Source organism: Rhodospirillum centenum SW (assembly GCF_000016185.1).
GTDB lineage: Bacteria > Pseudomonadota > Alphaproteobacteria > Azospirillales > Azospirillaceae > Rhodocista > Rhodocista centena.
Window position 1 is genome coordinate 1,191,119 of record NC_011420.2, and the last position, 17,944, is coordinate 1,209,062.

The window sequence follows — 17,944 nt, forward strand, 5'->3', positions numbered from 1 at the left end:
AGGGGCTTTGCTTCCAACATTGATATGGATCAAGGGTACCTAATATTCCGCCCCGCTGCCGGAGCGGCGTCAGCCCTTGCCGTACAGCTCTTCCGCCGGCACCTCGACATCGGCGATGACGGCCAGCGTGCCGTCCCGCACGGCGCGGTAGAAGCAGTTCCGCCGTCCGGTGTGGCAGGCGACGCCCACCTGATCCACCAGCAGCAGCAGGGCATCGCCGTCGCAGTCGAGGCGAAGCTCCTTCAGGTGCTGGATCTGGCCCGAGGTGTCCCCCTTGCGCCAGAGCGCCCGGCGGGAGCGGGACCAGTAGACGACACGGCCGCCGGCCAGCGTCTCCTTGATCGACTCGCGGTTCATCCAGGCCAGCATCAGCACCTCGCCCGTATCGTGCTGCTGGGCGATGGCCGGGACCAGGCCGTCCGCGTCGAAGCGCAGTTCGGCGAAAAGAGCCTCCAGCACGGCGGTCGTCATCGGCGGGTCCTGCGCAGACGGTCGAAGGCACGGTCGAGATCGCGGATCAGGTCCTCGGCGTCTTCCAGACCGGCATGCAGGCGGATCAGCGTGCCCCGGCCGCGCCAGGGAACGGCGGTCCTGATCCTGTCGGGGAAGGCGGGCAGGATCAGGCTCTCGAATCCACCCCAGCTGTAACCCATGCCGAACAGGGACAGGCCGTCCAGCATGGCGGCCAGGGCATCCTGCGGAATGCGATCCAGCTCCACCGCGAACAGGCCGCAGGCGCCGGTGAAGTCGCGTTGCCAGAGGGCATGGCCGGGATCGTCGGGCAGGGCCGGATGCAGGACGCGGCGGACCTCCGGCTGCCCGGCCATCCAGCGGGCCAGCCGTATCCCCGTCTCCTGGTGCCGCGCGAGACGGACAGGCAGGGTCCGCAGGCCGCGCAGCGCCAGGAACAGGTCGTCCGCCCCGGCCGCGGCACCCAGCATCACGGCCGACTGCTTGACCGCCATCCGGCAGGCCTCCTCCCGGGCGACGATGACGCCCAGGGTGGCATCCGAATGGCCGCAGACATACTTCGTCGCCGCCTGGATCGAGACGTCCACGCCCAGGGCCAGCGGCTTGAAGAAGACGCCGGCCGCCCAGGTGTTGTCGATCAGGGTCAGGCAGCCGCGCGCCCGCGCTGCGGCGACGATGGCCGGCACGTCCTGCATCTCGAAGGTGAGGGAACCCGGCGACTCCAGCATGATCAGCCGGGTGTTCTCCCGGATCAGGCCGGCGATGCCGGCCCCGATGCCGGGATCGTAGAACTCTGTCTCCACGCCCAGCCGGGCCAGCATCTGGTCGCAGAAGTGGCGGGTCGGACCGTAGACGCTGTCCGTCACGAGGATGTGATCGCCTGCCCGCACGAAGGCGCTCAGCGCGACGGTGATGGCCTGGAGGCCGGAGCCGACGGCGACGGCGCCGCAACCGCCTTCCAGTTCGGCCATCGCCTCCTCGAAGGCGTGGCTGGACGGTGTGCCCATGCGGCCGTAGCGGACGGAACGGTATTCCGGGTCAGGGGCCAGGAAGGCCGCAAGGGTCGGGTGAAGGATGGTGGAGGCCCGGTAGGGCGGGATGTTCACGGCACCGGCATGGCTGCCAGGGGCGCGGCCGGCGTGGGCGAGGCGGGTCGAAAGATCCAGGTCGCGGGATGGAGTGCTGTCGGTATCGGCGTTCATCGTACGGGGGGTTCTGCCAAAGGGATCTGAGGGGCGGCATCGAGGGGCATCACGCCCTCCAGCCTGGGGTCGTCTTCCAGCCGTTCTTCCTGCCGGAGGGGAACGAAACCGGCGCGTTGGTACATCAGCAGCGCCTTGGGATGGTCGAAGGTGCAGGTGTTCACGGCCATCCGGGTGACGCCGGCGCCGCTCCAGCCCGCCTCGACCGCCCAGTCCAGCAGCCAGGGACCCAGTCCATGACCGATGAACTCCGGGATCAGGCCGAGATAGGCGATCTCGACCTGTCCCGGCCTGCGGCGGTCCAGTTCCACATAGCCGGCGGGCACGCCGGCGACATAGGGCACGAAGACCTCGACCTTCTCATCGTGGATGATGGCGCGCAGGGCGTCGTCGGACAGGCGGCGGCGGGTGTGCCAGAGCCAGGGCTCGCCCACCGTGGCGTAGAGGTAGCGGTAGAAGGAGACGGTGCAGCCCTCGGCCCGCAGCAGCGCCATGCGCTCGAAGGGGGGCGGTCGGTGCCGCGGCCGCGGCGCCTCCACCATCTCCAGGAAGGTCACGATCGTGCGCAGCTTGCCGGCCGGGACCGCGTCTTCCGTCATCTCGTACCTCCAGCGGGGCCGGTCTCCACCGGCAGATCGGGGCGGGCGCCCCATTCGCACCAGGAACCGTCATAGACCGGGACATCGGTGCGGCCGAGGCGATGGAGCGCCAGAGCCAGCACGCAGGCGGTGATACCGCTGCCGCAGGAGGCGACGACCGGCCGTTCCAGGTCCAGTCCCGCCGCACGGAAACGCGCCGCCAGGGCCTCGGCCGGGAGCATCGTCTTCGTGTCGGCGTCCATCAGGTCGGAGACGGGCACGTTGCGCGCGCCCGGCATGTGGCCGCTGCGCAGGCCGGGGCGCGGTTCGGGTACGCTGCCGTCGAAGCGGCCGGCCGGGCGGGCATCGACGATCTGCGCCGCGCCGGTCTCCAGTCCCGCCAGCATGTCGCCCACGTCGCGGACCAGGGACGGGTCGTGCCGCGCCCGGAAGGGCCGGGGGGCAGGCATCGGGGGCGGCGAGCCCTCCAGCGGCCGGCCCTCGGCCTGCCAGCGCGGCAGGCCGCCATCCAGCACGAAGACCTTCGCGTGGCCGAAGACCCGGAAGGTCCACCAGACCCGCGGCGCGCTGAGAATGCCGTTGCTGTCATAGACGACGATCGTGTCCGCGCTGCCGATCCCCAGCATGGACACGGCCTGAGCGAACGCCTCCGCGGCGGGAAGCATGTGCGGCAGGTCCGTGTCGGGGGCCGCGATGCCGTCGATGTCGAAGAACACGGCACCGGGGATGCGGACCGCCGCATGTTCCGCCCGCGGATCGCGCGCGACACCGGGCATGTGCCAGGACGCATCCACGACGCGCACGGACGGATCGGCCAGATGCTCGGCCAGCCACTGCGTACTGACCAGCGGATCGGAAACCATCGACTCTCACTCCTTCAAGGCGACGACGATGCGCCGGTTCTGTCTGCCCTTGTTCTCGATCTTCACGACACTGACGGGGCCGATCTCGCCGGTGCGGGCGACATGGGTGCCGCCGCAGGGCTGGAGGTCCACCGGCGCCTCGTCCGTGCCGATCAGCAGCAGCCGCAGCAGACCCCCGCCCCGCGGCGGCTGCACCGAGAGGGTCCGGACCAGATCGGGCCGGCGGTCCAGCTCCGCATCATCGACGATACGCTCGGTCACCGGATGGTCGGCTGCGATGAGGGCGTTCAGCGCACCTTCGATCTCCGCCTTGTCCAGGCTGCCCGACGGCACGTCGAAGTCCAGCCGGCTGCGATCCGCCCCGACCTGCCCGCCGGTGACGGAGCCCGGGACGACCGCGCAGAGGAGATGCAGCGTCGTGTGCATCCGCATGTGCCGGTGGCGGCGCTCCCAGTCGATCTCCAGGGTCACCGGAGTGCCGGGCGCGGGCAGGGGGGCGGCCGCGTCCTCGGGAATGTGCAGCACGTCGTCGCCCGACAGCGGTGCAGCCTCTCCGGCCTTGCGCGTGTCGGCGATCCGCAGTGTCCCGCCCTCCCAGGTCAGCGTGCCGCTGTCGCCCGGCTGCCCGCCGCCGGCCGGATAGAAGAGGGTCCGGTCGAGCCGGACACCCTCCGGCCCGGACGACAGGACCGTGGCCTCGGCAGTCCGGGCACAGGGTGACTCGCGGAACAGCAGGGTCATGGCACTTCCCCGGAAATAAAAGGAAAATTCTCAAGGCCCGGATGCTAACGGCGCATCCGTTGGCGATCAAGGAACGTGCCGGGACTCGAGGTGCGGCTCAGTCCGCCCAGCGTCGGCGCAGGGACAGGCGGTGCCGGGCCAGCCAGTGGAGCGCCACCAGGGTGACACCGTTGCGGATTTCGTTGCGGTCGGCGCGGGTGATGGCGTCGTCCGCCGGCAGGACCAGGACACGGATGTCCTCGTTCTCCTCCGCCAACCCGTGCAGCCCACCCGCCCCGGCACTGTCCACCCGGCCGCAGTAGAGGGTGATGACCTCGCTGCACCCGCCGGGGCTGGGCAGGAACTCCCCGATCAGGACCAGATCGCTGACGGTGCAGCCGGCCTCCTCCACGGATTCTCGGCGCACCACCTGCTCCGGCGTCTCCCCGGGATCGACGATCCCGGCCACCGCCTCCACCAGCCACGGCTCCTGGTCCGCAGCCAGGGCGCCGACACGGAACTGCTCCACCAGCACCACGGCGTCGCGGAGGGGATCGTAGAGCAGGATGGCGGCGGCATGGCCGCGGTCGAACAGCTCCCGGCTCATCTCGCCGCTCCAGCCGCCGGCGAACAGGCGGTGGCGCAGCCGGAAGACGTCCACGCGGAAATAGCCGCGATAGGCCTGGCGACGCTCCAGCACCTGGACGTCGTCCCGGCCGAACGGCGCCTCGGCGGGCGGGGAGGAAGGCTGGTCGGTCATGGCGGTCCGGCGGATGACGGGATCGGCTGCGACGACCGGGGCTGCCGGCCGTTCAGTCAGGGTAGACCCGGGGAACGGCACAAGGCCAGCCCGGGTCTCCGGCGACCGAAGGGGAGACGGCATGTCCCTGACCAGCACGCGGCAGTTCGATTTCATGGGAGGCTCGGGGCACCGGCTGTCCGGCCGGCTCGACCTGCCGGCGGGGGAGACGCGGGCGGCGGCGCTGTTCGCCCACTGCTTCACCTGCTCCAAGGACCACCACGCCTCCATCCGCATCAGCCGCGCCCTGGCCGAGCGGGGATTCGCGGTGCTGCGGTTCGACTTCACCGGCCTGGGCAACAGCGCCGGCGATTTCGCCAACACAGACTTCAGCAGCAATGTCGGTGACCTGGTCGCCGCCGCCCGGGCGCTGGCCGACGCGGTCGCCCCGCCTCGCCTGCTGCTCGGTCACAGCCTGGGCGGGGCCGCGGTGATCCGGGCCGCCTCTGAGCTGCCGGAGGTCGGGGCGGTCGTCACGGTGAATGCGCCCTTCGGCCCGGCGCATCTCCGCCGGCTCGTCGCCGGACGGGAGGCGGAGATCGCGGCGGAGGGGCGGGCGCGGATCGAGATCGGCGGGCGGAGCTTCCCCATCACGGCGGACTTCCTGGAGGACATCGGCGACCAGCCCATGGCTGCCACGCTGGCGACGTTGGGGCGGCCGTTGCTGGTCTTCCACGATCCGGACGACCCGGTCGTCCCGGTGGAGAATGCCGACCGGATCCTGGCCGCGGCCCGCCAGCCGAAGAGCTTCATCGCCCTGGACGGGGCGGGCCATCTGGTGGCGGACCGCGAGGACGCGGCCCATGTCGCGGAGATCGCAGCCGCCTGGGCCACGCGGGCGTTGCGACTGGCTCCGGCCGATACCGCGGCATCGCCGCGCAACGAGGTCGGCCGGGCGTCCGTCCGGGAAGCGGGGGATTCGCGGCTGGGCGTGCTGGTGACCGCCGGGGGACGGGTGTTCCGGGCCGACGAACCGCCCCCCGTCGGCGGTGGCAGCGGTCCCGATCCCTACCAGCTCCTGCTGGCGGCGCTGGGCGCCTGCACGGCGATGACGCTGCGCCTCTATGCGGAGCGCAAGGACTGGCCGCTGGCGGGAATCGCGGTCGATCTGGCGCATGGCAAGACCGACGGGGGCGACGGCCGCCGCATCGACCGGTTCGAGCGCCGGCTGATCCTCGACGGTCCGCTCGACGCCGCGCAGAAGCAGCGGCTGCTGGAGATCGCCGAACGCTGCCCCGTCCACCGGACCCTGGAGTCGGCGCCGGTCATCCGCACCGTGCTGGGCGGGACCGACGGGTGAGGGCGGGAACCGGGGGCCGGCTGCCGGGTTGCTGGCGGGACGGGGCGATGAAGGAGCCGGACCATGGCGATTCGCACACAGGAAGAGTACGAGCGCGCGGTGCAGGAGTTCCAGGGGCTGCGCGATGCACCGGCCGACAGCCAGGACGGACGCCGGCGGGCGGAGCTGGATGCCGAGATCAAGGCCTTCTACATGCAGAACGGCGACGAGATGCGACGGGGCAGGCCGACCCGGTGATTCTCCCTGCCCAGGCCGTCAGCAACGGCGCTGGCGCTGGGCGTGGCGATACCATCGATTCGCTGCGGCTGATTCTGCATCCGGCGGCCGGGTGCCGCCCCTGTGCGGGATCGGCCAGCCTCTGCTCCCCTTCCGGCGATCCCGATAGCACTGCCGGCATCGATGTCGCAGATGCCTGCGTCGCCCCTGCGGCGCTGCGTGATATAGCTCCCGGTTAGAAGATCATCTTCGACTACGGCCGTGAGCCGTGGTTCGAGGTTCAGGACCAGGAGGTCGGGGTGCGCCGAGGGGACAACTGCTATTCCTGCCGATTCTGGCTGGGGGGTGGCGTGCGGGAACGGGGGCCGAAGGGACTCTGCCGCCGCTTTCCCCCGGTGGTGACCGACCGTGCCCCGGCCGGCACCTTTCCGACCACGATGTCCACGGACTGGTGCGGGGAATGGCAGCGCCACATTCCGGCCGCAGCGGGGCAGGACACCAGCACCCTCTACGACGAGCTGTGATTACGGGGAAGGGAATGCCGGTTCCCGCCGACATCGGCGATGACGACGCATCGCGGACCGTAAACGGAGCATCGCGGACCGTAAACGGAGAACGGGCCGGGTGTTTCCACCCGACCCGCTTCCTGATTGGCTCCCAGGGAGGGACTCGAACCCCCGACCCGGTGGTTAACAGCCACCTGCTCTACCGGCTGAGCTACCTGGGATCAGTGCCGCTGTCCGGTGCGCCGTGAGGCGTCCCGTCGTGCGGTGGGCGGCTATATAGCAAAGGGTTTTTGACGATGCAAACCCCTAATCGATGGTTTTTTTCGGAATCGTGAACGTGCCGGTTTTCCTGACCACAGACGCTTGCAGATCATGACGGAACAGCGACGGACCGGCGCCAGTGCCGGCGCCAAGGCAGGGGGCGACAATCCCTGGACCACGCTGGACAGCCGGACCCGCTATGAGAATCCCTGGATCCGTGTCGTCCACGACCGGGTTCTGACGCCGGCCGGAAGCCCCGGAATCTACGGCGTGGTGCAGTTCCTGAACCGGGCGGTCGGGGTCGTTCCCGTCGATGCGGACGGCGCGACCTGGCTGGTCGGTCAGTTCCGCTATCCGCTGGGGCGCTACAGTTGGGAGATCCCCGAGGGGGGTGCGCCGGAGGGGCAGCCCCCCACGGTGGCGGCGCTGCGCGAGCTGGCGGAGGAGACGGGACTCGTGGCAGAGAATCTCCTGGAAATCGGGCGCATCGACCTGTCCAACAGCGTCACCGACGAAGTCGGGTTCGCCTATGCCGCCTGGGGACTGCGTGCCGGCGATCCGATGCCGGAAGAGACCGAACGCCTGGAGGTCCGCCGTCTGCCCCTGGGCGAGGCGCTGGCGATGGTTCTGGACGGACGGATCACCGATTCCTTGAGCCAGATCGCCCTGATGAGGCTGCGCCTCCTGGCGGATGCCGGAACCTTGCCGCCCGGTCTGGCGGCGGCGGTCGCCAAGGGATTGGCCTGACCCCGTCGGCTGCCAGGGCAGGAAGCAAGGAGATCGGGGAGGCCCTGTCAGGGGCAGCGCCGCAGGGCAACGGTCTTCAGCGACCAGTTCCTTAGCGACTGATGGGGCTCTCTGGAGGCACGGCCGGGAATCGAACCCGGGTTCACGGATTTGCAGTCCGTTGCATCACCACTCTGCCACCGCGCCGGTGAGAGCCGGCCGGGTCATGCCCGGCTGAGGCGTGGACATATAGGATGGCGTGCCGCGCGCGGTCAAGCATCCGTGCTATATCCGTCCGCTAGGGCGTCAACATGTGCCGCGCCAGATTGTGTTCGGTGGCCTGCGCGGATATATAGCCTGCTGAGAAGCGCGAGTGCTCCCGCCTCCGTCCGCCCTCCCGAAGACCCTGATAGACCCCCGATGGCTGCAACGACGGACTACTCCGATGCCCGCGTCAACATGGTCGAAGGGCAGATCCGTCCCAACAAGGTGACGGACCTCCGGCTGGTCGACGCCTTCCTGGATGTTCCGCGCGAACTCTTCGTGCCCCGCACGCTGCGCGGCATCGCCTATGTGGACGAGGGTATTCCGCTGGGCGACGGACGCTATCTCATGGAACCGATGGTGCTGGCCCGTCTTCTCCAGGAAGCCGGCATCGGCGCCCATGACATCGTTCTCGATGTCGGCTGCGGCACCGGCTACGCAGCGGCCGTGATCGGCCGGCTGGCCGCGACGGTCGTCGCCGTGGAGGGCGACGCTGCCCTGGCAGCCACCGCCGCTCGGGCCCTGCGCGAGGCCGGAGCGGACAACGTGCTGCTGATGCAGGGGCCGCCGGAGCAGGGCTGGCCGGCGCAGCAGCCCTACGATGTCATCCTGATCGACGGGGCCGTGGCCGAGGTGCCGGAGGCGCTTCTCGATCAGCTTGCCGAGGGTGGGCGTCTCGTCACCGTGGTGGCGGCGTCGGAGCGCCTTGGCGAGGCCCGTATCTACCAGAAGATTGCCGGCATCGTTTCCAGCCGGCCCCTGTTCGATGCCACCGTGCATCCGTTGCCCGGCTTCGGGACGAAGCCGGCATTCCAGTTCTGAAACCAGCCAGTTCTGAACCCAGGAGGTGGCCGATGGCCGGACCCGGACGCGCCGAGATCGAGGTCGAAGCCCTCGATGCGATGCTGAAGGGCGGTCAGCCGGTCGCCATCCTGGATGTGCGTGAACCCTGGGAAGTGGACCTTTGCTCCATCGACGGGAGCATTACCATTCCGTTGGGGCAGCTTCCGCGGCATGCGGCCGGGCTGCCGACGGACAGGCCGCTGGTGGGTGTCTGCCATCACGGCTTCCGCAGTGCCCAGGCAGTATCCTGGCTCCGCTTCCAAGGGTTCGACCGGGCCGTCAATCTTGCCGGAGGAATCGACGCTTGGGCCCGGCGGATCGACCCGACCATGAAGGTGTATTGAAGATGGACGCCAAGAGTCTGAGAAACCGTCTCCGCCGCGCCCTGTGCGGCACTCTGCCGGCACTGGCGCTGGCCGCCGGCCTTGGCGCAACGCCTGCCGCGGCACAGTCGCTCCAGGAGGCCCTGGCGCAGGCCTACCAGTCCAACCCGACCCTGGACGCCGAGCGGGCCGCTCTCCGCGCCACGGACGAGCAGGTTCCCTATGCCCGGTCGGGGTTTCTGCCCAACGTGACCGCCACCGGCGAAGCCGGCCGCGTGCGCAACGAGCAGGGGCCGGATGTGGTGGCGATCTCGCCGCGCTCCGTCGATGTGACGGTGACCCAGCCGCTCTACCGCGGCGGTCGCACGGTCGCCGCGGTCAACCGCGCCGAAAACCTGGTCCAGGCGCAGCGCGCTTCCCTGGTCGCCACCGAGCAGTCGGTGCTGCTGGACGCCGCGACGGCCTACCTGGACGTCGTGCGCGATCAGGCGGTCCTCGACCTGACCGTCAACAACGAGCAGGTGCTCCGCCGCCAGCTGGAGGCTGCACAGGACCGCTTCCGCGTCGGCGAGATCACCCGCACCGACGTCAGCCAGTCCGAATCGCGTCTGGCGCGCTCCACCTCGGACCGCATCCAGGCCGAGGGGCTGCTGAACGCCAGCCGGGCGCAGTTCGCCCGCCTGATCGGTGCCCCTCCGGCCAAGCTGGTGCAGCCCGTCGTGACGATCGCACTGCCGAAGACCCTCGAAGAGACGGTCGCGCTCGGCGAGCAGAACAACCCCAACGTCATTGCCTCCCGCTTCAACCAGCAGGCATCGCAGGACAACATCGATCTGGTCCGCGGCGAGCTGCTGCCCTCCGTCAGCGTCGCCGGCACGCTGTCGAAGAACTGGGACCAGTCCCAGCTCGTCGATGAGAGCGAGCAGGCCTCCATCGTCGCCCGCGTGACGGTGCCCATCTATGAAGGTGGCGCCACGACCGCCCGCGTGCGCGAGGCGAAGCAGATCGCCAGCCAGCGCCGCATCCAGATCGAGGAGACGTCGCGCGCCGCCCGCGAGACGGCGATCCGCGCCTGGGAGGCCCTGGTCACGGCCCGCGCCTCCATCCTGTCCCGGAAGGAACAGGTCCGCGCAGCCGACATCGCGCTGGAAGGCGTCCGCCAGGAAGCGACCGTCGGCTCCCGCACCGTGCTGGACGTGCTGGACGCCGAGCAGGAACTCCTGAACGCCCGGGTCGAGCTGGTCCGCTCCCAGCGTGACGAGCTGGTCGCCGTCTTCCAGGTCCTGGCGGCCACCGGCCAGCTCACCGCGGGCCGCCTCGGCCTGCCGGTCGCCACCTACGACTTCCAGGCGCACTACGACAAGGTCCGTGGCAAGCTCTGGGGTACGTCCATCGACTGAGCAGCATGTCGTCCGGCGGTCCCTTGTCACGACGGGGACCGCCCGGACGGCGATAAGTCCGTGGAGTTTTCGAAAGTTCTGCCCTAGTCTGCCGCCTGCGGATCAGGCAGTCGGGTTCTCTGAAATGGCCGATAACAAGACCCAACAAGAACCGTCGATGGAGGAGATCCTCGCCTCGATCCGGCGGATCATTTCCGAGGACAGTGACGCGCCGCCTGCGGCCACCGCCGCAGAACCCGAGCCTCCTCCGCCGCCGCCACCACCGGCGCCTCTTCCTCCACCACCGCCGCCGCCTCCACCGCCGCCGATGCCGGAACCGCCTCCGCCGGTGATGCTGGACGAGCCGGCCGAGGATGACGTTCTTGAACTGACCCAGATGGTGCCGGAGGAACCTGCCCCGGCACCTCTTCCCGATCCGTTCGAGATGGATGAGCCGGAACCGCCTCCGCCCCCCCGGCGGCGTCCGCCGCCCGACGACGATGACGACACCCTGATGTCGGATCTGACGGCTGCCGCAGCCAGCCGCGCCTTCTCCGGCCTTGCCGGATTCCGCCGCGGCCCGAGCCTGACCGGCGAGGGACCCGTGGGACGGGGTGACCTCACGCTTGAGCAGATCGTCTACGATCTTGTCCGGCCGCTGATCCGCGAATGGATGGACGACAACCTGCCCCAGCTCGTCGAGCGGCTGGTGAAGCGGGAGATCGAAAAGGTCGTACGGCGCGGCCTGGACTGACGCGCCCCCCATTCGCATGAGCAGATCGCGGGGCGGCGCCTTGATGGTGCCGCCCCGTCTCGTTATCACCCCATTTCCTTGACAGCCATTCCCCTGGAAGACCAAAGGCCCGGCCATGCTGGAGAAGACTTTTACCCCCGCCGAGGTTGAAGCGAAGCACTACCGGCGTTGGGAAGACGCCGGTGCCTTCGCTGCCGACGTCGAGTCCAACCAGCGGCCCTACACGATCATGATGCCGCCGCCCAACGTGACGGGCAGCCTGCACATGGGGCACGCGCTGACCTTCACCCTTCAGGACGTGCTGGTCCGCTTCCACCGGATGCGCGGCCAGGATGCCCTGTGGCAGCCCGGCCAGGACCATGCCGGCATCGCCACCCAGATGGTGGTCGAGCGCAATCTGGCGAAGGAGGGCGTGAGCCGCCTCGACCTCGGCCGCGAGAAGTTCGTGGAGAAGGTCTGGGAATGGAAGGCCGAGTCCGGCGGCACGATCACCCACCAGCTCCGCCATCTCGGCGCCAGTGCCGACTGGGCACGCGAGCGGTTCACCCTGGACGAGGGGCTGAACCGCGCCGTGCGCAAGGTGTTCGTGGACCTCTACCGGCAGGGCCTGATCTACCGCGACAAGCGGCTGGTCAACTGGGACCCGAAGCTGCACACCGCCATCTCCGACCTGGAGGTGGAGCCCAAGCCCGTGAAGGGCAACCTCTGGCACTTCCGCTATCCGATCGACGGGGAGGAGGGCCGCTTCATCACTGTCGCCACCACCCGGCCGGAGACGATGCTGGCGGACACGGCCGTGGCCGTGCATCCGGAGGACGGGCGCTACAAGGACCTGATCGGCCGGATGGTGCGGTTGCCGCTGGTGGGACGCCTCATCCCCATCGTGGCGGACGAGTATGCCGATCCGGAGACGGGCAGCGGCGCCGTCAAGATCACCCCGGCGCACGACTTCAACGACTTCGAGGTGGGGCGCCGGCACGGGCTGCCCCTGATCAACCTGCTGGACCGCGACGCGAAGCTGCTGCACCGCTTCGAAGGCTTCCGGCCGCGGGCTGGCGGCGGCATGGACCCGTTCTTCGAGGAGATGCCGGAGGCGTACCGCGGCCTCGACCGCTTCGAGGCGCGTAAGCGCATCGTCGCCGATCTGGAAGCGCTGGGTCTGCTGGAGAAGATCGAGCCGCACGCCCATACCGTGCCGCACGGCGATCGCTCCGACGTGGTGATCGAGCCCTGGCTGACCGACCAGTGGTACTGCGATGCCAAGACCCTGGCGAAGCCGGCCATCGAGGCGGTGGAGCAGGGCCGCACCGTCTTCGTCCCGCGCCAGTGGGAGAACACCTATTTCGAGTGGATGCGCAACATCCAGCCCTGGTGCATCTCGCGCCAGCTCTGGTGGGGCCACCAGATCCCCGCCTGGTACGGGCCGGAGGGCAGCATCTTCGTCGCCGAGACGGAGGAGGATGCCCGCGCCCAGGCCGTGGCCCGGTTCGGGGAGGGGGTGGAGATCACCCGCGACGCCGACGTGCTGGACACCTGGTTCAGCTCGGCGCTGTGGCCGTTCAGCACCCTCGGCTGGCCCGAGAAGACGCCGGAGCTGGACCGCTACTATCCCGGCGACGTGCTGGTGACGGGCTTCGACATCATCTTCTTCTGGGTCGCCCGGATGATGATGATGGGCCTGCACTTCATGGGCGATGTGCCCTTCCGCACCGTCTACATCCATGCCCTGGTGCGGGATGAGAAGGGGCAGAAGATGTCCAAGTCCAAGGGCAACATCATCGACCCGCTGACCGTGGTGGACAAGTACGGGGCCGACGCGCTGCGCTTCACCCTGGCCGCCATGGCGGCCCAGGGCCGCGACATCAAGCTGGCCGTCAGCCGGGTGGAGGGCTACCGCAACTTCGCCACCAAGCTCTGGAACGCTGCCCGCTACGCCCAGATGAACGAGGTGGCACCGGCGCCGGGCTTCGATCCGGCCGCGGTCACGCTGACGGTGAACAAGTGGGTGATCGGGGCGGCGCAGCAGGCAGCGGCCCGCGTCACCGATGCGCTGGAGGGCTACAAGTTCAACGAGGCGGCCGGGGCCATCTACCAGTTCGCCTGGAACACCTTCTGCGACTGGTATCTGGAGTTCACCAAGCCGATCCTGAACGGCGAGGACGAGGCCGCGAAGGCCGAGACCCGCGCCACCACGGCCTGGGTGCTGGATCACATCCTGCACCTGCTGCACCCGATCATGCCCTTCCTGACGGAGGAGCTGAACGAGAAGCTGGGCGGCAAGGACGAACTGCTGATCTCCGCCGCCTGGCCGGAGCCGCAGCCCGGTCTGGTCCATGCCGAGGCCGGGGCGGAGATGGAGTGGGTGGTCCGCCTGATCTCCACCGTCCGCACGGTGCGGGCGGAGATGAACGTGCCGCCCTCGGCCCAGATCCCGCTGCTGCTGAAGGATGCCGGCCCGCGGGCGCGCGAGCTGTCGGACCGGCACCGCGAGCTGATCCTGCGGCTGGCCCGCGTCTCCGGTATCGAGTTCGTCGCTGCGGATCTGCCGAAGGGCGCGGCGCAGGCGGTGATCGACGACGCCACCCTGGTGCTGCCGCTGGCCGACTTCATCGACGTGGAGAAGGAGAAGGCCCGGCTCCAGAAGGAGATCGGCAAGCTGGAGCAGGAGATCGGCAAGATCGACGCCAAGCTGTCGAACCCGCAGTTCGTGGAGAAGGCGGCCGAGGAGGTCATCGACGAGCAGCGCGAGCGCCGCGCCACCGCCGAGGAAGCGGCGACGAAGCTGCGCGAGGCCTTGCAGCGTCTGGGCTGAGCCGTCCTGGCGGGGACCGGAGCGCCTCCCGGTCCCCGCATGGCTCCCCCGCGTGCGGGACGATGGGGCGCGGCATCCGGGGCTAGGCAGGGCGGTGACGGCTGAGTATTCTCAGCTTCGTTTCCGAACCGCGCCTTGTGGCGCAACGATATTGCGCGAGGATGCCTGAAATGCCCACCGGCCCCGAGAAGACCTGGGACAAGTCCAAGCTGCCGAGCCGGCATGTGTCCGTCGGTCCGGAGCGTGCGCCGCACCGGTCCTACTACTATGCCATGGGCATGACGGAGCAGGAGATCGCCCGGCCCTTCGTCGGCGTGGCGACCTGCTGGAACGAGGCGGCGCCCTGCAACATCGCGTTGAACCGTCAGGCCCAGGCGGTGAAGACCGGGGTGAAGGCGGAGCAGGGCACCCCGCGCGAGTTCACCACCATCACCGTCACCGACGGCATCGCCATGGGCCACCAGGGCATGAAGGCGTCGCTGGTCAGCCGCGAGGTGATCGCCGATTCGGTCGAGCTGACCATGCGCGGCCACTGCTACGACGCGCTGGTCGGGCTTGCCGGCTGCGACAAGAGCCTGCCGGGCATGATGATGGCGATGGTCCGGCTGAACGTGCCCAGCGTCTTCATGTATGGCGGTTCCATCCTGCCGGGGAAGTTCCGCGGCAAGGACGTCACCGTACAGGACGTGTTCGAGGCGGTGGGTGCCTTCAGCGCCGGCCGGATGGACGAGAAGGACCTGCACGAGCTGGAATGCTGCGCCTGTCCGGGGTCGGGCGCCTGCGGCGGCCAGTACACGGCCAACACCATGGCCTGCGTCTCCGAGGCCATCGGGCTGGCCCTGCCGGGTTCGGCCGGTGCGCCGGCGCCGTATGAGAGCCGCGATGCCTATGCCGAGGCGTCGGGCCGGGCCGTGATGAAGCTGGTGGAGATGAACCTCCGCCCGCGCGACATCGTCACCCGCAAGGCGCTGGAGAACGCGGCCGTCGTCGTCGCGGCCAGCGGCGGCTCCACCAACGCCGCCCTGCACCTGCCGGCCATCGCGCACGAGGCCGGCATCGAGTTCGACCTGCACGATGTGGCCGCCGTGTTCCGGCGCACGCCCTACATCGCCGACCTGAAGCCGGGCGGCCGCTTCGTCGCCAAGGACCTGTTCGAGGTCGGCGGCGTGCCGGTGCTGATGAAGGCGCTGCTGGACGGCGGCTTCCTGCACGGCGACTGCATCACGGTGACCGGCCGGACCATTGCCGAGAATCTGGCCGACGTGGTCTTCCCCACGGACCAGGAAGTGATCCGGCCGACCAGCGCGCCGCTGTCACCCACGGGCGGCGTGGTCGGACTGCGCGGCAACCTCGCCCCGCAGGGCGCCATCGTGAAGGTCGCGGGCATGAAGAACCTGCGCTTCTCCGGTCCGGCCCGCTGCTTCGACCGCGAGGAGGATGCCTTCGCCGCGGTCGAGCGGCGCGAGTACAAGGAGGGGGAGGTCATCGTCATCCGCTATGAGGGGCCCCGCGGCGGCCCCGGCATGCGGGAGATGCTCGCCACCACCGCCGCCCTCTACGGCCAGGGCATGGGCGACAAGGTCGCCCTGATCACCGACGGTCGGTTCTCCGGCGCCACCCGCGGCTTCTGCATCGGCCATGTCGGGCCGGAGGCGGCCGTGGGCGGACCGATCGGGCTGCTGCGCGACGGCGACGTCATCACCATCGACGCGACCACGGGCGAGCTGTCGGTGGCCCTCTCCGACGCTGAGCTGGCCGAGCGGCGCAAGGGCTGGCAGCCGCGCCGGCACGACTTTCAGTCCGGCGCGATCTGGAAGTATGCGCAGACGGTGGGCGACGCGGAGAAGGGGGCGGTGACGCATCCGGGCGGCAAGGCGGAGACGCACTGCTTCGCCGACATCTGACCGGGACCGACGGTCGGAACCGGGGGCGGCCTTTGAGCTTCATCCTGTCCAAGCTGTTCTGGACCCTGGCCGCCCCGGGGAACGCGCTGCTGCTGATCCTGCTGGCCGGCATGGGGTTCCTGCTGGCCGGCTGGCAGCGGACGGGCCTCTGGCTGGCGGGTGGCGCCACGGTGGCGTTGGCCGCCGTGGCCACCCTGCCGGTCGGCGCCTGGATGCTCTGGTCGCTTGAAAGCCGCTTTCCGAGTCCCGCCACGCTCCCCGGGCGGGTGGACGGCATCATCGTGCTGGGCGGGGCGGTCCGCCCGATCCTGACGGCGGACCGCGGTCAGCCGGCGCTGAACGAGCATGCCGAGCGGTTGACGGAAATTCCCGCGCTGGCGCGGCGTTATCCCGATGCCCGCATCGTCTTCACAGGGGGTTCGGGGCTGGTCTTCGAGCAGGATCTGAAGGAGGCCCCCGTCGCCCGGGCTGCCTGGGAGCGGATGGGCTTCGACACGGCCCGCGTCCTGTTCGAGCAGGAAAGCCGGAATACCTGGGAAAACGCGCTTTTGAGCCGCGATCTTGCGCATCCGGTTGAGGGTGAGGCCTGGCTCCTGGTCACCTCGGCGATGCACATGCCCCGATCGGTCGGCATCTTCCGCAGAATTGGCTGGAACGTCGTCCCGTATCCTGTTGATTTCCATGTGCCGGACCGTTCTCTGTACCGGATCGGGTTCGACCTGACGGATGGGTTGAGGAGTCTCTCCTATGCCCTTCATGAATATATCGGTCTTGTCGTATATCGCGGGCTGGACCGCACCGATGCGCTGCTGCCGGGTCCTGCCGGCACTCCGGCCGATGGCGGATGAGGCGGGGCGCGTGACATCCGCAGGGGCGGCGGCAGCCGTCGTCGTCGCGGGATTGAGGTGGTCGCTCCCCTGTGGCAGAAACCGGCGGCGCGGCGAAGGCCGGACCTGACGATCCTCTGGGAGTCGGAACAAGCATGCTGATCTGGTTGCGCACGACGGCCCTGGCAGCCGCCCTGGCTGTGGCGCCGGTCATGCAGGCAGCCCCCGCCCAGGCCGCAACGGATTTCGCGGCCTGGCTGGAGGCGCTGAGACAGGACGCCGGAGCACAGGGCATTTCCGAGGCCACGCTGCGCGAGGCACTGACCGGGGTGCAGCCGATCCCGCGGGTGCTGGAACTCGACCGCCGCCAGCCGGAAGGCACCATCACCTTCGCGCGCTACATCGAACGTGTGGTCACGGCCCAGCGGGTCAGGCGCGGCCGGGGTCTCTACCGCCAGCACCGGGCGGTGCTGGAGGAGGTCGGACGGAAATACGGCGTGCAGCCGCGCTTCATCGTGGCCCTGTGGGGCATCGAGACCAGCTTCGGTTCCAACCAGGGCGGCTTCAAGGTCATCGATGCCCTGGCGACGCTCGCCTACGACGGACGGCGCAGTGCCTATTTCCGCAAGGAACTGATCAACGCCCTTCGCATCCTGGACGAAGATCATATCGGGGCCGACCGGATGCTGGGCTCCTGGGCCGGGGCCATGGGGCAGAGCCAGTTCATGCCGTCCAGCTTCCTGCGCTATGCCGTGGATTTCGACCGGGACGGCAAGCGCGACATCTGGGGCACCCTGCCGGACGTCTTCGCGTCGGCGGCGAACTACCTGTCCACCGTCGGCTGGAACCCCGACAGGACCTGGGGGCGGGAAGTCAGAATTCCAAAGCATTTCAAGGAATCCCATGCCGGCCTTCAGACCCGGAAGACGCTCCGGGACTGGCAGGCCATGGGCGTCCGGCAGGTTGATGGCGGTCCGCTGCCGGTCGTCGCCCTGGAGGCGTCGCTGGTGCTGCCCGACGGCCCGAAGGGACGCGCCTTCCTTGTCTATGACAACTACCGGACCATCATGGACTGGAACCGTTCGACCTACTTCGCTACCGCGGTCGGCCTGCTCTCCGACCGTATTGGCGGGGCGGACTGACTTGATGTAGGGTCCGTCCCACAATCCATAGAG

At 69.4% G+C, this 17,944-nt stretch carries 18 protein-coding genes and 2 tRNA genes; 12 read left to right on the forward strand and 8 right to left on the reverse strand.

What is annotated here, in order from left to right:
* Window positions 1–69 precede the first annotated feature (69 nt).
* From hisI to RC1_RS05490, 6 genes are all read right to left on the reverse strand, one after another.
* Complete coding sequence (gene hisI, locus RC1_RS05465) at window positions 70–471, reverse strand: phosphoribosyl-AMP cyclohydrolase (protein ID WP_012566351.1); 402 nt, start codon at window positions 469–471, stop codon at window positions 70–72.
* A complete protein-coding gene (gene metC / locus RC1_RS05470) occupies window positions 468–1,673 on the reverse strand; it encodes a cystathionine beta-lyase (RefSeq protein WP_012566352.1) in 1,206 nt (401 codons plus the stop codon). The genes hisI and metC overlap by 4 nt, the downstream gene beginning before the upstream one ends.
* A complete protein-coding gene (locus tag RC1_RS05475; RefSeq protein WP_012566353.1) occupies window positions 1,670–2,272 on the reverse strand; it encodes a GNAT family N-acetyltransferase in 603 nt (200 codons plus the stop codon). Before RC1_RS05475 ends, metC begins: the two co-directional genes overlap by 4 nt.
* Window positions 2,269–3,135: a 3-mercaptopyruvate sulfurtransferase gene (sseA, locus tag RC1_RS05480; protein WP_012566354.1), complete on the reverse strand. Its 867-nt coding sequence runs from the start codon at window positions 3,133–3,135 to the stop codon at window positions 2,269–2,271. The genes RC1_RS05475 and sseA overlap by 4 nt, the downstream gene beginning before the upstream one ends.
* A gap of 6 nt (window positions 3,136–3,141) precedes the next feature.
* Window positions 3,142–3,876 (reverse strand): alanyl-tRNA editing protein, encoded by a 735-nt coding sequence (locus RC1_RS05485; protein ID WP_012566355.1) that lies wholly within the window; start codon window positions 3,874–3,876, stop codon window positions 3,142–3,144.
* A gap of 97 nt (window positions 3,877–3,973) precedes the next feature.
* Window positions 3,974–4,615: an NUDIX domain-containing protein gene (locus tag RC1_RS05490; RefSeq protein WP_012566356.1), complete on the reverse strand. Its 642-nt coding sequence runs from the start codon at window positions 4,613–4,615 to the stop codon at window positions 3,974–3,976.
* Window positions 4,616–4,736: 121 nt separating this feature from the next.
* Here RC1_RS05490 and RC1_RS05495 point away from each other — a divergent pair, with 121 nt between their 5' ends.
* The 3 genes from RC1_RS05495 to RC1_RS05500 all read left to right on the forward strand — a co-directional run bounded on the left by RC1_RS05495 (window position 4,737) and on the right by RC1_RS05500 (window position 6,694).
* Window positions 4,737–5,954, forward strand: coding sequence for a bifunctional alpha/beta hydrolase/OsmC family protein (locus RC1_RS05495; RefSeq protein ID WP_012566357.1), 1,218 nt, complete (start codon window positions 4,737–4,739; stop codon window positions 5,952–5,954).
* A gap of 63 nt (window positions 5,955–6,017) precedes the next feature.
* The gene (locus RC1_RS21700) at window positions 6,018–6,191 is read left to right on the forward strand and encodes a hypothetical protein (RefSeq protein WP_012566358.1); all 174 of its coding nucleotides are present in this window, start codon (window positions 6,018–6,020) and stop codon (window positions 6,189–6,191) included.
* 278 nt (window positions 6,192–6,469) lie between these two features.
* Entirely contained in the window at window positions 6,470–6,694 is a 225-nt protein-coding gene (locus RC1_RS05500) for a hypothetical protein (RefSeq protein ID WP_041785152.1), read from the forward strand.
* 127 nt (window positions 6,695–6,821) lie between these two features.
* Here the strand turns inward: RC1_RS05500 and RC1_RS05505 are convergent.
* Window positions 6,822–6,897: transfer RNA gene (locus RC1_RS05505), tRNA-Asn, on the reverse strand.
* Window positions 6,898–7,048: 151 nt separating this feature from the next.
* Here RC1_RS05505 and RC1_RS05510 point away from each other — a divergent pair.
* Window positions 7,049–7,684, forward strand: a complete 636-nt coding sequence (locus RC1_RS05510) for an NUDIX domain-containing protein (RefSeq protein ID WP_012566360.1) — start codon at window positions 7,049–7,051, stop codon at window positions 7,682–7,684.
* A 112-nt stretch (window positions 7,685–7,796) separates the two neighbouring features.
* Here the strand turns inward: RC1_RS05510 and RC1_RS05515 are convergent.
* Window positions 7,797–7,870 (reverse strand) — tRNA-Cys (locus RC1_RS05515).
* 213 nt (window positions 7,871–8,083) lie between these two features.
* Here RC1_RS05515 and RC1_RS05520 point away from each other — a divergent pair.
* The 8 genes from RC1_RS05520 (at window position 8,084) to RC1_RS05555 (ending at window position 17,911) form a co-directional block, all read left to right on the forward strand.
* The gene (locus RC1_RS05520) at window positions 8,084–8,749 is read left to right on the forward strand and encodes a protein-L-isoaspartate O-methyltransferase family protein (RefSeq protein ID WP_012566361.1); all 666 of its coding nucleotides are present in this window, start codon (window positions 8,084–8,086) and stop codon (window positions 8,747–8,749) included.
* A 32-nt stretch (window positions 8,750–8,781) separates the two neighbouring features.
* Window positions 8,782–9,114, forward strand: a complete 333-nt coding sequence (locus tag RC1_RS05525) for a rhodanese-like domain-containing protein (RefSeq protein ID WP_012566362.1) — start codon at window positions 8,782–8,784, stop codon at window positions 9,112–9,114.
* A 2-nt stretch (window positions 9,115–9,116) separates the two neighbouring features.
* Entirely contained in the window at window positions 9,117–10,493 is a 1,377-nt protein-coding gene (locus RC1_RS05530; RefSeq protein WP_012566363.1) for a TolC family outer membrane protein, read from the forward strand.
* Window positions 10,494–10,617: 124 nt separating this feature from the next.
* The gene (locus RC1_RS22480; protein ID WP_012566364.1) at window positions 10,618–11,226 is read left to right on the forward strand and encodes a DUF2497 domain-containing protein; all 609 of its coding nucleotides are present in this window, start codon (window positions 10,618–10,620) and stop codon (window positions 11,224–11,226) included.
* A gap of 115 nt (window positions 11,227–11,341) precedes the next feature.
* Window positions 11,342–14,038, forward strand: coding sequence for a valine--tRNA ligase (locus tag RC1_RS05540; protein WP_012566365.1), 2,697 nt, complete (start codon window positions 11,342–11,344; stop codon window positions 14,036–14,038).
* A 170-nt stretch (window positions 14,039–14,208) separates the two neighbouring features.
* Window positions 14,209–15,942 (forward strand): dihydroxy-acid dehydratase, encoded by a 1,734-nt coding sequence (ilvD, locus tag RC1_RS05545; protein WP_012566366.1) that lies wholly within the window; start codon window positions 14,209–14,211, stop codon window positions 15,940–15,942.
* A gap of 32 nt (window positions 15,943–15,974) precedes the next feature.
* On the forward strand, window positions 15,975–16,790 hold the full coding sequence (locus tag RC1_RS05550; RefSeq protein WP_012566367.1) for a YdcF family protein: 816 nt from the start codon (window positions 15,975–15,977) through the stop codon (window positions 16,788–16,790).
* A 134-nt stretch (window positions 16,791–16,924) separates the two neighbouring features.
* Window positions 16,925–17,911 carry a lytic murein transglycosylase gene (locus tag RC1_RS05555; RefSeq protein WP_012566368.1) on the forward strand — a complete coding sequence of 329 codons (987 nt, stop codon included), beginning with the start codon at window positions 16,925–16,927 and terminating at the stop codon, window positions 17,909–17,911.
* Window positions 17,912–17,944: the final 33 nt, after the last annotated feature.